General features: G+C 54.9%; 14 protein-coding genes and 1 other annotated feature. Of the genes, 7 read left to right on the top strand and 7 right to left on the bottom strand.

What is annotated here, in order from left to right; all coding sequences use genetic code 11:
* Positions 1 to 25: 25 nt before the first annotated feature.
* The 4 genes from ABLV30_RS16710 to acrA form a co-directional block, all read right to left on the bottom strand.
* Entirely contained in the window at positions 26 to 244 is a 219-nt protein-coding gene (locus ABLV30_RS16710; RefSeq protein WP_004099646.1) for an HHA domain-containing protein, read from the bottom strand.
* A 26-nt stretch (positions 245 to 270) separates the two neighbouring features.
* The gene (gene tomB / locus ABLV30_RS16705) at positions 271 to 645 is read right to left on the bottom strand and encodes an Hha toxicity modulator TomB (protein WP_025107145.1); all 375 of its coding nucleotides are present in this window, start codon (positions 643 to 645) and stop codon (positions 271 to 273) included.
* A 482-nt stretch (positions 646 to 1,127) separates the two neighbouring features.
* Positions 1,128 to 4,274, bottom strand: coding sequence for a multidrug efflux RND transporter permease subunit AcrB (acrB, locus tag ABLV30_RS16700; RefSeq protein WP_014228207.1), 3,147 nt, complete (start codon positions 4,272 to 4,274; stop codon positions 1,128 to 1,130).
* A gap of 22 nt (positions 4,275 to 4,296) precedes the next feature.
* A complete protein-coding gene (acrA, locus tag ABLV30_RS16695) occupies positions 4,297 to 5,490 on the bottom strand; it encodes a multidrug efflux RND transporter periplasmic adaptor subunit AcrA (protein WP_004136054.1) in 1,194 nt (397 codons plus the stop codon).
* Between the two features lie 142 nt (positions 5,491 to 5,632).
* Here acrA and acrR point away from each other — a divergent pair, with 142 nt between their 5' ends.
* Positions 5,633 to 6,283, top strand: a complete 651-nt coding sequence (gene acrR, locus ABLV30_RS16690) for a multidrug efflux transporter transcriptional repressor AcrR (RefSeq protein WP_014228208.1) — start codon at positions 5,633 to 5,635, stop codon at positions 6,281 to 6,283.
* Between the two features lie 130 nt (positions 6,284 to 6,413).
* The gene (gene mscK / locus ABLV30_RS16685; protein WP_014228209.1) at positions 6,414 to 9,755 is read left to right on the top strand and encodes a mechanosensitive channel MscK; all 3,342 of its coding nucleotides are present in this window, start codon (positions 6,414 to 6,416) and stop codon (positions 9,753 to 9,755) included.
* Between the two features lie 35 nt (positions 9,756 to 9,790).
* Here the strand turns inward: mscK and ABLV30_RS16680 are convergent, their stop codons facing one another.
* From ABLV30_RS16680 to priC, 3 genes are all read right to left on the bottom strand, one after another.
* Complete coding sequence (locus ABLV30_RS16680) at positions 9,791 to 10,726, bottom strand: Rpn family recombination-promoting nuclease/putative transposase (RefSeq protein ID WP_032748296.1); 936 nt, start codon at positions 10,724 to 10,726, stop codon at positions 9,791 to 9,793.
* Between the two features lie 61 nt (positions 10,727 to 10,787).
* Positions 10,788 to 10,961, bottom strand: a complete 174-nt coding sequence (rsmS, locus tag ABLV30_RS16675) for a pleiotropic regulatory protein RsmS (RefSeq protein WP_014228211.1) — start codon at positions 10,959 to 10,961, stop codon at positions 10,788 to 10,790.
* Between the two features lie 14 nt (positions 10,962 to 10,975).
* Positions 10,976 to 11,503 carry a primosomal replication protein N'' gene (priC, locus tag ABLV30_RS16670; RefSeq protein WP_048261459.1) on the bottom strand — a complete coding sequence of 176 codons (528 nt, stop codon included), beginning with the start codon at positions 11,501 to 11,503 and terminating at the stop codon, positions 10,976 to 10,978.
* Positions 11,504 to 11,572: 69 nt separating this feature from the next.
* On the opposite strand from priC, the gene ABLV30_RS16665 reads away from it, so the two are divergent.
* The 5 genes from ABLV30_RS16665 to recR all read left to right on the top strand — a co-directional run bounded on the left by ABLV30_RS16665 (position 11,573) and on the right by recR (position 15,646).
* Positions 11,573 to 11,950, top strand: a complete 378-nt coding sequence (locus tag ABLV30_RS16665; RefSeq protein WP_148849207.1) for a DUF454 family protein — start codon at positions 11,573 to 11,575, stop codon at positions 11,948 to 11,950.
* 150 nt (positions 11,951 to 12,100) lie between these two features.
* Positions 12,101 to 12,652 carry an adenine phosphoribosyltransferase gene (gene apt, locus ABLV30_RS16660; RefSeq protein ID WP_004099669.1) on the top strand — a complete coding sequence of 184 codons (552 nt, stop codon included), beginning with the start codon at positions 12,101 to 12,103 and terminating at the stop codon, positions 12,650 to 12,652.
* A gap of 91 nt (positions 12,653 to 12,743) precedes the next feature.
* Positions 12,744 to 14,651 carry a DNA polymerase III subunit gamma/tau gene (gene dnaX / locus ABLV30_RS16655; RefSeq protein ID WP_134899190.1) on the top strand — a complete coding sequence of 636 codons (1,908 nt, stop codon included), beginning with the start codon at positions 12,744 to 12,746 and terminating at the stop codon, positions 14,649 to 14,651.
* Positions 13,984 to 14,048: a sequence feature (DnaX frameshifting element), on the top strand. (Overlaps the previous gene by 65 nt.)
* Positions 14,652 to 14,708: 57 nt before the next feature.
* Positions 14,709 to 15,041, top strand: coding sequence for a YbaB/EbfC family nucleoid-associated protein (locus ABLV30_RS16650; RefSeq protein WP_004099673.1), 333 nt, complete (start codon positions 14,709 to 14,711; stop codon positions 15,039 to 15,041).
* On the top strand, positions 15,041 to 15,646 hold the full coding sequence (gene recR, locus ABLV30_RS16645) for a recombination mediator RecR (protein ID WP_134899192.1): 606 nt from the start codon (positions 15,041 to 15,043) through the stop codon (positions 15,644 to 15,646). The genes ABLV30_RS16650 and recR overlap by 1 nt, the downstream gene beginning before the upstream one ends.
* Positions 15,647 to 15,746 lie beyond the last annotated feature (100 nt).

The following is a 15,746-nucleotide window of genomic DNA, read 5'->3' as shown; positions in this document are numbered from 1 at the left end:
ATGTATGACTTTCATTTGAAATAAACTAGCGGATAAATTTCCAGACTGAAGGGGGGATCTTGTCATACAGTTTATTCATCGTCAGCTCAGCAAGACGATGGTCGGCCGCTGAGTAAAATACCGCCAGTTCATTATCGGAAAGTTCATATTTATTTTTTTCAATTACGCGCTCCAGCGTATCAATTGTCTGACAGCGTCGTAAACGCATCAAATAGTCTATTTTGGTTAATGTTTTATCAGACATAAATTCACCTTTTGATTGTAATAATACTAACAAGAAAGACTGGCCGGGTTTTCCCGACAGGCGTTGACAAAGCAGCGGAATAACCGATTGCCAGATTTACGCCATTTCTGCAGATCTGCGCTGTTAATGCCGTAGTTGCTGAACAAGACGAAAGTGTCATCCAGATATTCGTCAATCTGGGTAATCAGCTTATTATCCTCGGCGTACTTAATTTTATAATTAAGTGCGAACGCGGCAATGTGCTCGATCAATTCATTAAGTTGAAGATTGACAGCCGAGGTCGGGTCATTAACCCAGCCGTGGTTGCTCTCTTCCAGGTTTGCAAGACAGTCATGATACAGGGTTTCGCAGAGAAATTTAAGCTGCGCAATATCATGTCTTTTTGGCGAGTATTCGTCCATAACGCATCCCCTTTTGAGTGGTTTAAACGACGATTATCGACACCGTTGTGGGATGAACACGACTAACAGACCTGACACATACATTGTAATCTTGCTGTTTAACTATAATCCACTCTTAAAAAGATTTCATCGTGCTATTACGAAAAATTACAATTATCAGCGTCCTTTTATCTTCAATGCCTCGGACTTTATTATATCGTGCCGTTATCCCGATCGGAAAAAACGAATACTGACCTTATATTTCATCAGGTTAGCCGACGCGTTTAGCCGTTATAGAGAGACAACCATACATAAAATCAGTGATTAAGAATATTCTGAGTTAGGGGCGCAGGAAAGAAAATTGTGGAAAAAAAATGGAGATAAGCACCGCGACTCATCATTAAATATTATATCTCAGCTTATAAATTAGACAATAACAATCCGTGCGTTTTAACGAGGAACAAAAGAAAAGGGCCGCAAATGCGGCCCTGAGAGGAGAGAGATTAATGATGCTCAACCGGATGGCTGTGCTCAATATCCTCATTTTTCTTACTAAAGCGGCGGCGAACCACCACGAAGAACACCGGCACGAAGAAAATCGCCAGCACCGTCGCGGTCACCATCCCACCCATTACGCCAGTACCGACGGCGTTCTGCGCGCCGGAGCCTGCGCCGGAGCTGATAACCAGCGGCATGACCCCAAGGATGAACGCCAGCGAGGTCATCAGAATCGGACGCAGACGCATACGAACGGCTTCCAGCGTGGCTTCGATCAGGCCTTTGCCCTCTTTATCCATCAGGTCCTTGGCGAATTCAACGATAAGTATCGCGTTCTTCGCCGACAGGCCGATGGTGGTCAGCAGACCAACCTGGAAGTAGACGTCGTTGGTTAATCCACGGAAGGTAGCCGCCAGCAGCGCACCCACAACCCCCAGCGGAACAACCAGCATGACCGAGAACGGAATCGACCAGCTTTCATACAGCGCCGCCAGGCACAGGAAGACGACAATCAGCGAGATAGCGTACAGCGCTGGTGCCTGGTTGCCTGACAACCGTTCCTGATAAGACATACCGGTCCAGTCATAGCCAATACCCGCAGGCAGTTTACCCGCCAGCTCTTCCATAAGGTTCATCGCTTCACCGGTACTCTTGCCCGGTGTCGCCTGGCCGAGGATTTCCATTGATGGCAGACCGTTGTAACGCTCCAGACGCGGTGAGCCGTATTCCCAGCGTGAAGTCGAGAAGGCGGAGAAGGGCACCATCTGTCCATCGCTACCGCGTACGTACCAGTTGCCGATATCTTCCGGCAGCATACGGTATTTCGCTTCAGACATGATATACACTTTCTTCACGCGACCGCGGTCAATGAAGTCGTTGACGTAGCTACCACCCCATGCTGCGCCAAGCGTCGTGTTAATGTCGCTGATAGACACGCCAAGAGCCTGCGCTTTTTCCTGATCGATATCCACTTTGAACTGCGGAGTATCTTCCAGTCCGTTTGGACGCACGCCGGTTAAGACGTCAGGATGCTGCGCGACCATACCAAAGAGCTGGTTACGTGCCTGGGTCAGTTTTTCATGGCCCAGTCCCGCCTGGTCGATAAGCTGGAAGTCAAAGCCCGTTGCGGTACCCAGTTCAACAATTGCCGGCAGGTTAAAGGCGAAGACCATTGCGTCTTTAATCTGCGAGAAATACCCCATTGCGCGACCGGTAATCGCCTCAACTTTGTTCTCTTCGCCCGGACGCTGGCTCCAGTCCTTCAGAGAAACGAACGCGATACCGGTGTTTTGCCCACGACCCGCGAAACCAAAGCCGTTTACGGCGAATACCGACTCAACGTTGTTTTTCTCTTTGGTGAGATAGTAGTCGGTCATCTCATCCAGAACTTTCTGAGTACGCTCCTGAGTTGCGCCAGCAGGCAGCTGCGCCATGCTCAGGAAAACGCCCTGGTCTTCGTCCGGCAGGAACGAACTTGGCAGACGAACGAACAGCCAGGCCATGCCTACCACGATGATCAGGTACAGCACCAGATAACGACCGGTACTGCGCAGGATGTTGCCTACGCTATCGGTGTAGTGATGCGTGCTCTTATCGAACATGCGGTTAAACCAACCGAAGAAGCCGGTGGTGGCGCCATGGCTGCCTTTCTGGATGGGTTTCAGCATCGTGGCGCAGAGCGCCGGGGTCAGAATCAGTGCCACCAGTACCGACAGCGCCATCGCGGAAACGATAGTGATCGAGAACTGACGGTAAATCGCACCGGTAGAACCGCCGAAGAAGGCCATCGGGATAAATACCGCGGAAAGCACCATCGCGATACCCACCAGCGCGCCCTGAATCTGGCCCATTGATTTACGCGTAGCTTCCTTCGGCGGTAGCCCTTCCTCGGCCATTACACGCTCGACGTTTTCTACCACAACGATGGCATCATCCACGAGCAGGCCTATGGCGAGCACCATACCAAACATGGTGAGGGTGTTTATCGAGAAGCCGAACAGCGCGAGGATAGCGAACGTCCCCAGCAGTACGACCGGCACGGCGATAGTCGGAATCAGCGTTGCGCGGAAGTTCTGCAGGAACAGGTACATCACCAGGAACACCAGAATGATGGCTTCAACCAGCGTTTTCACCACTTCGTGAATGGAGATCTGCACGAAGGGGGTGGTGTCATACGGGTAAACAATCTTCAGGCCTGACGGGAAGAAAGGTTCCATTTTCTTCAGTTCGGCACGAATGGCGTTGGCGGTATCCAGCGCGTTCGCGCCGGTCGCGAGCTTAATACCCAGACCGGACGCGGGCTGACCGTTAAACTTCGCAACGACGTCGTAGCTTTCGCCACCCAGCTCAATCTTCGCGACATCGCGCAGACGCACCTGGGAACCATCCTGGTTAACCTTCAGCAGAATGTTGCCGAACTCTTCAGTATTGGTCAGACGGGTCTGCGCCACGATGGAGGCGTTCAGCTGCTGACCTTTCACCGGTGGAGTACCGCCTAACTGTCCGGCTGCGACCTGGGCGTTCTGCGCTTTCAGGGCGCTGATCACGTCAACCGGCGTCAGCTGGAAGTTATTAAGCTTGTTCGGATCCATCCAGATACGCATCGCGTACTGGGAACCGAACAGCTGTACGTCACCGACGCCGCTGGTACGGCTAATCGAATCCTTCATGTTGGCGGCAACATAGTCAGAAATGTCATCCTGATTCATGGTGCCGTTGGTATTGATAACGCCGACAACCATCAGGAAGCTGCTGGATGCCTTTTCAACGCTAATACCCTGCTGCTGAACTTCTTGCGGCAGCAGCGGCGTTGCCAGCGCCAGCTTGTTCTGAACCTGTACCTGGGCGATATCCGGATCGGTACCGGATTCAAAGGTGAGGGTGATGGTTGCTGTACCGGTGGAGTCGCCATTAGAAGACATGTACATCAGGTGATCGATACCGTTCATGTTCTGTTCGATAACCTGGGTCACGGTGTTCTGCACGGTTTCAGCATCGGCACCGGGGTACATGGCTGTAATGGAAATTGCCGGCGGCGCAATCGTCGGATATTGCGCTATCGGCAACTTGAGGATCGATAACCCCCCAGCCAGCATGATGATAATGGCGATCACCCACGCAAATATGGGGCGATCGATAAAGAAATTAGGCATGTCTTAACGGCTCCTGTTTAAGTTAAGACTTGGGTTGTTCTGACTGAGCGTTGCCTGCGGCTTGCTGTTTATCGTCAGAAACGACTTCCTGCGCTTTTACCTGCACGCCTGGTCTGACTTTTTGCAGACCGGTGATGATGACGCGATCGCCCGTTTTCAGCCCTTCGGTGACCAGCCATTTATCACCAATAGCCTGAGTGGCGGTAATCTGGCGAACTTCGACTTTATCACCTTCGCCGACGACCATCGCGCTGGCATCGCCGCGCGGGGTGCGGGTTACGCCCTGCTGAGGAACCAGCAGCGCATCCGGGTTGACGCCTTCTTCCAGACGCGCGCGGACGAACATCCCCGGCAGCAGAGTGTGATCCGGGTTCGGGAAAATGGCGCGCAGCGTGATAGAACCGGTGGTCTGATCAACGGTGACGTCAGAAAACTCCAGCGTACCGTTCTGCGGGTATTTCAGACCGTCGTTCGTCACCAGCTCAACCTTCGCTTTACCGTTTTCCTGCTGCAGCTTGCCGTTGGCCAGCTCTTGTTTCAGACGCAGGAAATCGTTGCTCGATTGCGTCACGTCAACATAGATAGGATCCAGCTGTTGCACGGTCGCCAGGGCGGTGGTTTGGCCGTTTTGCACCAGAGCACCTTCCGTGACCGCGGATTTACCAATGCGGCCTGAGATTGGCGAGGTGACTTTGGTGTAGGCCAGATTAATGCGCGCGGTTTCAACCGCTGCTTTGGCGGCAACCACGGCAGCGTTGCTCTGTTGCGCGGTCGCGACGGCAGTATCGTAATCCTGTTGACTGATGTACTTAGTGCCTAACAGTTTCTGATAACGTTTAACCGTCAGCTGATCCATATTTGCCGCGGCCTGCGCTTTGGCTAAATCGCCTTTCGCGCTTTCATAAGTGGCCTGATAGGTCGCCGGATCGATTTGATAAAGAGACACCCCTGCCTGGATATCGCTCCCTTCGGTGAAGTTACGTTTAAGAATAATGCCACTGACCTGAGGACGAACTTCCGCAACGCGATAGGCGCTGGTACGGCCTGGCAGTTCGGTAGTAATTTGTAGAGGAGCGGATTTGAGCGTCACAATACCGACTTCCGGCATTTGTTGGGCTCCTTGCTGAGCCGGTTTGTCGTCACATCCTGTTAGCGCTAAGCTGCCTGAGAGCATCAGAACGACCGCCAGAGGCGTTAACCCTCTGTTTTTGTTCATATGTAAACCTCGAGTGTCCAATTTCAAATTGTTCAGTGGCTCAATCGACCACAAACCCACTGCTGTGTTTCTATTATGGTCATGCTATGGTACATACATTCACAAATGTATGTAAACGTAACCTCTGTAAACTCATCGACCTATGGCACGAAAAACCAAACAACAGGCGCTTGAGACCCGGCAACATATTCTGGATGTTGCTCTGCGTCTGTTTTCGCAGCAAGGCGTATCATCCACCTCGCTGGCCGCAATTGCAAAAGAGGCCGGTGTGACGAGGGGCGCTATCTATTGGCATTTCAAAAATAAATCAGATTTATTTAATGAAATATGGGTGCTTTCAGAAGCCAACATCAACGATCTCGAAGTTGAGTATCGGGCAAAATTCCCCAACGATCCACTGTCAGTTGTCAGAGAGATCTTAGTGTATATCCTTGAAGCAACGGTGACAGAAAAACGCAGGCGCTTGATGATGGAAATCATTTTCCATAAATGCGAGTTCGTCGGAGAGATGGTCACGCTGCAAGAAGCGCAGCGAAGTTTATGCCTTGAGAGCTACGATCGTATCGAGCAGACATTAAACGAGTGCATTGCGGCGAAGATGCTGCCCGCCAATTTACTCACCCGGCGGGCGGCGATTTTAATGCGCAGCTATCTTTCTGGCCTGATGGAGAACTGGCTGCTGGCGCCCAACGCTTTCGATCTGCAGCATGAAGCGCGGGCATATGTCGAAACGCTGCTTGAAATGTATCAATTGTGCCCCTCTCTGCGCAGTTCTGAAGGCGCGGAAGCTTAAGTATCCTCGCGGACAAAAGGGGTATTTTTCCTGCTGTCCGCCGCTATTCGCGCGATAACAGAAGTGCTATTCTTCGCGCTGCGACGATCCCCGGTATTCTCCGGCTTTTGCAATCACTCATGTTAACACTATGCTGCATACTATCCGTTGGCGAAACGCCATATCCGCTTTTGTTCTTACCCTGATGTTTTTTATCGGCTGTATTAGCGTTAACACGGCGCTGGCGGCTGACTTACCTGAACGTTCCGAGGTGCAAAGCCAGCTCACGACGCTGAATAAGCAAAAAGAGCTGACTCCGCAGGACAAGCTGGTTCAGCAGGACCTGACCCAGACCCTGGAAACCCTCGATAAAATCGAACGCATTAAGTCGGAAACGACGCAGCTGCGTCAGCAGGTGGCTCAGGCGCCAGCGAAAATGAATCAGGCTATCGATAGCCTCAACGCGCTAAGCGATGTTCCCGATGATGAGGCGACGCGTAAAACGTTGAGCACGTTATCGCTACGTCAGCTGGAATCACGCGTCTCTCAGACGCTGGACGATTTGCAAAACGCGCAGAACGATCTGGCAACCTATAACAGCCAGTTAGTCTCCCTACAAACCCAGCCGGAACGTGTGCAGAATGCGATGTACTCCGCTTCGCAGCAGCTGCAGCAGATCCGTAACCGCCTGAATGGCACCTCGACGGGCGAGGAGACGCTGCGTCCTACCCAGCAGAGTTTGCTGCTGGCTCAGCAGGCTCTGCTGAATGCGCAGATAGACCAGCAGCGCAAAAGCCTGGAAGGTAACACGGTCCTGCAGGATACCCTGCAAAAGCAGCGTGATTACATCACCGCCTACAGCAACCGTCTTGAACACCAGCTTCAGTTATTGCAGGAAGCGGTGAATAGCAAGCGCCTGACGCTGACGGAAAAGACGGCTCAGGAAGCGGTTTCCCCGGACGAAACGGCGCGTATTCAGGCAAACCCGCTGGTGAAGCAGGAGCTGGAGATTAACCACCAGCTTAGCGAAAGACTGATTTCGGCGACGGAAAATGGTAATCAGCTGGTTCAGCGCAACATCAAAGTGAAGACCTGGCTCGATCGCGCTTTGCAATCCGAGCGTGACATAAAAGAGCAGATTTCCGTGCTGAAAGGTAGCCTGCTGCTGTCGCGTATCCTTTATCAGCAGCAGCAAACGCTGCCCTCTGCGGAGGAGCTGAGCGATATGACGAACCGCATCGCCGACCTGCGCCTCGAACAGTTTGAGGTTAACCAGCAGCGCGATGCGTTGTTCCAGAGCGATGCGTACGTCGCGAAGCTGGAGGAAGGGCACAGCAGCGATGTCAATGCCGAAGTGCATAGCGCGCTTCTTGAAATCGTTGATATGCGCCGGGAGCTGCTCGATCAGTTCAACAAACAGCTGGGTAACCAGCTGATGATGGCCATTAACCTGCAGATCAATCAGCAGCAGTTAATGAGCGTGTCGACCAACCTGAAAGCCATTCTGACGCAGCAGATTTTTTGGGTAAACAGTAACCGTCCGATGGACTGGGAGTGGGTTAAAGCCTTCCCGGAAGCGCTGAAAGGGCAGTTTAAGGCGATGAAAATCACCGTAAACTGGGAAAAAGCCTGGCCTGCGGTATTTATCGCTTTCCTTGCCGGCCTGCCGTTGCTGCTGATTGCCGGTCTGATTCGCTGGCGTCTTAACTGGCTGAAAGCGTATCAGGCGAAGCTGGCTTCACAGGTGGGGCAACTGCGCAATGACACTCAGCTTCATACGCCGAAAGCGATTCTTATCGATCTGATCCGCGCGCTGCCTGTGGTGCTGGTGATTCTGGCCATTGGCCTGATTCTGCTGACTATGCAGCTGAATATCAGCGATTTGCTGTGGGCCTATAGTAAGAAGCTGGCGCTGTTCTGGCTGGTGTTTGGCCTGTGCTGGAAGGTGCTGGAAAAAGACGGCGTGGCGGTGCGCCACTTTAATATGCCGTCGCAGTTGACCAGCCACTGGCGGCGGCAGATTGTCCGCGTCAGCCTTGCGCTGCTGCCGCTCAATTTCTGGTCGGTGATGTCGGAGCTGTCGCCGCTGCACCTGATGGATGACGTGCTCGGGCAGTTTGTTATTTTCCTCAACCTGCTGCTGATTGCGGTGCTTGTTCTGCCGATGTGCCGCGAGAGCTGGCGTGATAAAGAGTCCCACAGCCTGCGCCTTATCACCGTCACCGTGCTATCGATTGTGCCCATCGCCCTGATGGTGCTGACGGCAACCGGCTACTTCTACACGACGCTGCGTCTGGCCGGCCGCTGGATTGAAACCGTTTACCTGGTGATGCTGTGGAACCTGCTGTACCAGACCGTTCTGCGCGGCCTGAGCGTGGCTGCCCGGCGTATTGCCTGGCGCCGTGCGCTGGCGCGTCGTCAGCATTTGGTTAAAGAGGGCGCTGAAGGGGCCGAACCCCAGGAAGAGCCGACGATTGCCCTGGAGCAGGTTAACCAGCAAACGCTGCGTATTACGATGCTGGTGATGATTGCGCTGTTTGCCGTGCTGTTCTGGGCGATTTGGTCCGATCTGATCACCGTGTTCGCCTATCTCGACAGTATTACGCTGTGGCATTACAACGGTACGGAAGCCGGCGTCAGCGCCGTGAAAAGCGTCACCATGGGCAGCCTGCTGTTCGCGATTGTCGCGTCGATGGTCGCCTGGGCGTTAATCCGCAACCTGCCGGGCCTGCTGGAAGTGCTGGTGCTATCGAGACTCAATATGCGCCAGGGGGCGTCGTATGCAATTACGACCATCCTTAATTACGCCATTATTGTTATTGGCGCGATGACGGTATTTGGCTCATTGGGCGTTTCGTGGGACAAACTTCAGTGGCTGGCGGCCGCCCTGTCGGTTGGTTTAGGGTTTGGCTTACAGGAAATCTTCGGTAACTTTGTTTCCGGTCTGATTATTCTCTTTGAGCGCCCGGTGCGTATTGGCGATACGGTGACCATTGGTACCTTCTCCGGTACCGTCAGCAAAATCCGCATTCGCGCCACGACGATCACCGATTTTGACCGTAAAGAGGTCATTATCCCGAATAAGGCCTTCGTGACGGAACGCTTGATCAACTGGTCGCTCTCCGACACCGTCACCCGCGTGGTCATCCGCCTTGGCGTGGCCTATGGTTCCGACCTGGATAAGGTTAAAGAAGTGCTGCTCCAGGCCGCGCATGAGCATCCGAAAGTGATGCAAGAGCCCGCGCCCTCGGTCTTCTTTACCACCTTCGGCGCCAGCACGCTCGATCATGAACTGCGCCTGTACGTGCGTGAACTTCGCGATCGCAGCTATGCGGTGGATGAGCTTAACCGCGCTATCGATCGTTTGTGCCGCGAGAACAATATTGACATCGCCTTTAACCAGCTGGAGGTGCATCTGCGCAATGAGAAGGGCGATGAAGTGACAGAGGTGAAGCGGGATAAGGGCGACGATGCCTCCCCGGCGATAAGCTAAACATAACGGGGCGGTGGGTATCCGCCCCGCAGATGTTAATGGCTGAGCGAGGAGAGTTCTTCCTGGCTCAGACCGGTCAGTTCCATCACCATTTTCGGCTCCAGCCCGCAGGCGAGCATTTTCAGGGCAATGCTGCGCGAGATTTCTCTACGGCCCTCCTGCAAACCTTCCTGCAAACCTTCCTGTCTGCCTTCTTTTCTACCTTTTTTACGGCCTTTCTCTTCCAGCCATTCGGCAATTGTCATCAGTAGCTCCTTGTGCCTGGGCGACTGCTTCGCCAGCTCGCGAATCAGGGGCCCGGGTTTTTCCGTGGTTCCCGCCTGCAGCATATAGCTGATGAGGGTATTGATCTGGTTTTCCGTCAGATATCCTTGCGCCAGCAGCGTAATCAGCATCGGTTGCAGTTCGGCCAGATCGCGCTGGCGAATATGCTTTTGCAACAGTTCCAGCATCGCCATACGCTGGTGGCGGAGGATATGATTATCTGGCATAACGGTCAGGTCCACCAGCGGAAAATCTCCGCCGTACAGCGCGCCGGCAAGCTCAGGAAGGTCAAAAAGCTGGAGCCAGTTGAGCGTATGTGGCCAGGGGCTGACGGTGCCGTGATAAAACAGAATCGGGACCACCAGCGGCAGCGTATTGTGGCCGGCATCCAGGTGGCGCTGCATGGCGGCCAGCGTATAGCGCATCAGGCGAAAAGCCATCAGCTTATCCGGCGAGCTTTGATGTTCAATCAGCGCGTAGATATATCCCGCGCCGTGCTGCGTTTGCAGGGAGTAGAGAATGTCGGAGTAGCTGGATCGCAGGTCTTCTTCGATAAAGCTGCCGGAAGCCAGCTGCAGCGTATTGAGATCGCAGATACTTAAAAACTGCGCGGGAAGATAAAGCTGTAAAAAATCGCGAGCGACCTCTTTCTGGGCCAGCATTTGACGAAAAATAGCATCGTGCGGCGTACGTGAGAATCTTTCCATGAGCATCTATCCGTTGTGGTAAGGGGCACAACTCTGCCACCCCTAAAGATCCGCCAACAGGCTACTCCTGTGCGTTTTGCGAGGCCTCTTCCGCACTTTTTACTTTGTTTTCATAGTCTCGACGGATAATTTCCAGCGCAGCTAGCACGGTTTGCGCAGGAACTTTATTCTCCTCAAGCAGCATAATTAAATCGACGGCCAGCTTGACTTCGTCAGGGGCATTTTCCAGCGACATACTTCTTCCTCCCGTTAGCGCGTTAAGCGGGCCAGTCTGTTTTCAATTTTTTCCAGCGCGTCGCGACAGCGGGCCAGGCGCCCGGTATAGGCTTCAACTTCCTTTGCCAGCCGCTGCTGGTCATCAAGGCTAATGGCTTGCGCCAGTCGTCTTTGTCGGTCGCTGCGCATGGCCAGCAGGCGCCGTTCATACTCCTGATGCTGTAGACGTCGGCGCTGCCAGCGGCTAAGCGTTGGCGACGCGCTATCCCAGGCGCGTAATGGCCAGGTCGCCGTTTCCCGATTAATCGCGGCGATTTGAGCAACGAGACGTTCCGCCAGCCAGGCGACCTGCGCAAGCTGCTGGCGTTCGGCCGCCTGTTTTAACGCCGTTAAGCCGTCTCTGGCCTCATTGAGATAAGCCTGCATCTGCGTGCTGCGGGTACGGAACAGCTGACGATCGAAGCGCGGGCTGAGGGTCGCGTGATTGGCCATGGGCGCCACCTGAGCGGCCAGCTCCGCAAGCTGGTTTTCCAGTGAATGTAAAAGCCGGGCGGTTTTCAAATAACTCCTCCATCCCCTGATAAGCAACTGTGCTACATTAGCGTTATCTTCGTGATAACGATTCGCATTATGCCACGTATTATTTTGATCATCATTGGCTGGCTGGCGGTAGCGCTGGGAACGCTGGGCGTGTTTTTACCGCTACTGCCGACGACGCCGTTTATCCTGCTTGCCGCCTGGTGCTTTGCGCGCTCGTCGCCGCGCTTTCACCACTGGCTTTTGTATCGCTCATGGTTTGGCGGCTACCTGCGTCACTGGCAGAAATTCCGCGCCATGCCGCCGGGCGCGAAGCCGCGGGCGGTCGCGATGATTTTGCTGACCTTTGCCATTTCGCTGTGGCTGGTTAATCTTACCTGGGTGCGCATCTTGCTGCTGATCATTCTGACCTGTCTGCTGATATTTATGTGGCGCATTCCGGTGGTTGATGCAAAGCAACAAAAGCACTGATGCGCAATAATGATGGTTGCAATTGTCGCTGACAGCCAGTAAATTCTGGCGTTTTCGAGCGCGGGTAAGCCTGGTCAAAGGTTAAACAAAAGTTTCTTTGGCCCATTTGGCATGCCCGTGAGTAACACCGTTTTAATCAGGCATACACTTATGACCGCAACAGCACAGCAGCTTGAATATCTGAAGAACAGCATCCAAAGCATCCAGGACTATCCGAAACCTGGCATCCTTTTCCGTGATGTCACCAGCTTGCTGGAAGACCCGAAGGCCTACGCGCTCAGCATTGAGCTGCTGGCCGAGCGTTATAAAGACGCGGGGATTACCAAAGTGGTGGGCACCGAGGCGCGTGGCTTCTTATTTGGCGCACCGGTTGCGCTGGCGCTGGGCGTAGGCTTTGTTCCGGTACGCAAGCCGCGTAAGCTGCCGCGTGAAACTATCGCAGAAAGCTACGAGCTTGAGTACGGCACCGATCAGCTGGAAATCCATGTCGATGCGATCAAAGAAGGCGATAAAGTCCTGGTGGTTGACGATCTGCTGGCAACCGGCGGCACCATTGACGCCACCGTGAAGCTTATTCGTCGCCTGGGCGGTGAAGTGCACGATGCGGCCTTTATTATTAATCTGTTCGATCTGGGCGGCGAGCAGCGCCTGGAAAAACTGGGAATCAACTGCTATAGCCTGGTCCCTTTCCCGGGCCACTAAGCAAATCCCGCCACATAGCCTCGCTGATTGAGCGGGGCTGTGATAGCATGACCCCTCGTGATTTCACCTTCCAGCGTTTCAGAGCCAGCCCATGAGTTATCAGGTCTTAGCCCGTAAATGGCGCCCACAAACCTTTGCTGACGTCGTCGGCCAGGAACATGTGCTGACCGCACTGGCGAACGGCTTGTCGTTAGGGCGCATTCACCACGCATATCTTTTTTCCGGTACCCGCGGAGTCGGTAAAACCTCTATCGCGCGCCTGTTGGCAAAAGGATTAAACTGCGAAACCGGCATTACCGCCACGCCGTGCGGCGTCTGCGATAACTGCCGTGAAATAGAACAGGGGCGCTTTGTCGATCTGATTGAGATCGATGCCGCCTCGCGCACCAAAGTCGAAGATACCCGCGATCTGCTGGATAACGTCCAGTACGCGCCGGCCCGCGGTCGCTTCAAGGTCTATCTGATCGATGAAGTCCATATGCTTTCGCGCCACAGCTTCAACGCGTTGTTAAAAACGCTGGAGGAGCCGCCGGCGCACGTTAAATTTCTGCTGGCGACGACCGATCCGCAGAAGCTGCCGGTGACTATTCTTTCCCGCTGCCTGCAGTTCCATCTTAAGGCGCTGGACGTCGAACAGATTCGCCATCAGCTGGAGCATATTCTCGGCGCCGAGCAGATCGTTTTTGAACCGCGCGCGCTGCAGCTGCTGTCGCGCGCGGCGGACGGTAGCCTGCGCGATGCGTTAAGCCTGACCGATCAGGCCATTGCCAGCGGCGAAGGTCGCCTGACGGCTGAATCCGTCAGCACCATGCTCGGCACCCTTGACGACGATCAGGCGCTTTCGCTGATTGAGGCGCTGGTGGCTGCCGACGGCGAGCGGGTCATGGCCGGCGTCAATGAGGCTGCCGCCCGCGGCGTGGAGTGGGAGGCCTTGCTGGTGGAAATGCAAAGCCTGCTGCACCGTATTGCGATGGTTCAGCTCTCGCCGTCGGCGCTGGGAACGGATATGGCCGCGATTGAGCTGCGCATGCGCGAGCTGGCGCGGACGGTGCCGCCAACCGATGTTCAGCTGTACTATCAAACGCTACTGATTGGCCGCAAAGAGCTTCCGTACGCCCCGGACAGACGAATGGGCGTCGAGATGACGCTTCTGCGTGCGCTGGCTTTCCATCCGCGTATGCCGCTGCCGGAACCGGAGGCGCCGCCGGTGCAGGCTATTCAGACCGCACCGGCCCAGCAGGCTGTCCCGGCATCCGCGCCGCCGTCGCCGCCGCCGAATTTGCCGCAGACCACCAGCCAGGTGCTGGCGGCCCGCAGCCAGCTGCAGCGAAGCCAGGGAGCGCCCACCCCAAAAAAGAGTGAACCGGCAGCCGCTTCCCGCGCGCGGCCGGTGAATAACGCTGCGCTGGAACGACTGAGTTCAATTACCGAACGCGTACAGGCGCGTCCGGCGGCGGCTGCGCTGGAGAAAGCGCCGGCGAAAAAGGAAGCCTATCGCTGGAAATCGACGACGGTTGTTGAAGCCATAAAAGAAGAAGTGGCGACGCCGAAGGCGCTGAAAAAAGCGCTGGAGCATGAAAAAACGCCGGAACTGGCGGCAAAGCTGGCAGTCGAAGCGGTCGAGCGCGATAGCTGGGCGGCGGAAGTCAGCCGGCTTGCGGTACCCAAACTGGTGGAGCAGGTCGCCCTGAACGCCTGGAAAGAGCAGGAGGGCAATCGCGTCTGCCTGCATCTGCGTCCGAGCCAGCGTCACCTGAATTCGGCGGGCGCGCAGCAAAAGCTGGCGGAAGCGCTCGGTATTTTGTACGGTACGCCGGTTGAATTGACCATCGTGGAAGATGATAATCCCGCGATGCGCACGCCGCTTGAGTGGCGGCAGGCAATTTATGAAGAAAAGCTCGCGCAGGCGCGTGAAGCGATTATTGCGGATAATAACATTCAGACGCTGCGTCGATTCTTCGATGCGGACCTGGATGAAGAGAGTATTCGCCCCATTTGATTGCAAGTCTGACTTGCGGTCAGCATCCTTAACGATGACTTACTGAGAGAGAAGCCTATGTTTGGTGGAAAAGGCGGTCTGGGTAACCTGATGAAGCAGGCCCAGCAGATGCAAGAAAAAATGCAGCAGATGCAGGAAGAAGTGGCCCGGCTGGAAGTGACCGGTGAATCCGGCGCAGGCCTGGTAAAAGTCACCATCAACGGCGCGCACAACTGCCGTCGCGTTGAGATCGACCCGAGCCTGCTGGAAGACGACAAAGAGATGCTGGAAGATCTGGTGGCTGCCGCGTTTAACGACGCCGCCCGCCGCATTGAAGAGACGCAGAAAGAAAAAATGGCGTCCGTGTCCGCCGGTATGCAGCTGCCGCCAGGCTTTAAGATGCCGTTCTGATGCAGACCAGTCCGCTGTTAACGCAGCTTATGGAAGCACTGCGCTGCCTGCCGGGCGTCGGCCCGAAGTCGGCGCAGCGCATGGCGTTTACCCTGCTGCAGCGCGACCGCAGCGGCGGAATGCGCCTGGCGCAGGCGCTAACGCGCGCGATGTCGGAAATCGGCCACTGCGCCGATTGCCGTACCTTCACCGAGCAGGAGGTGTGCAATATTTGCAGCAACCCTCGGCGCAAGGAAAACGGCCAGATCTGCGTGGTAGAGAGCCCAGCGGATATCTACGCTATCGAGCAGACCGGGCAGTTTTCCGGTCGCTACTTTGTGCTGATGGGCCACCTGTCGCCGCTTGACGGTATCGGGCCGGATGACATTGGGCTCGATCGTCTGGAACAGCGTCTGCGTGACGAATCGATGCAGGAAGTGATCCTCGCGACCAACCCAACGGTAGAAGGGGAGGCGACGGCCAATTATATCGCCGAGCTCTGCGTGCAGTATGGCGTAGACGCGAGCCGTATCGCCCATGGCGTACCGGTCGGCGGCGAGCTGGAGATGGTTGACGGCACGACGCTATCCCACTCGCTCGCCGGGCGGCATAAGATTCGTTTTTAATCAAACGGAGGCGCTTTTCGGGGCCTCCGCTTGAAAACTTCTCCCTCTGTCCCCATCTCACCCTCAACGGTTTTTTTACCATTAACAATGGCATTGTTGA

The sequence above is a fragment of the Klebsiella sp. CN_Kp113 genome (genome assembly GCF_040064585.1).
Taxonomy (GTDB): Bacteria; Pseudomonadota; Gammaproteobacteria; order Enterobacterales; family Enterobacteriaceae; genus Klebsiella; species Klebsiella michiganensis.
The sequence above is the reverse complement of the archived record's forward strand: the minus strand, read 5'-3'. Positions and strand labels throughout refer to the sequence as shown.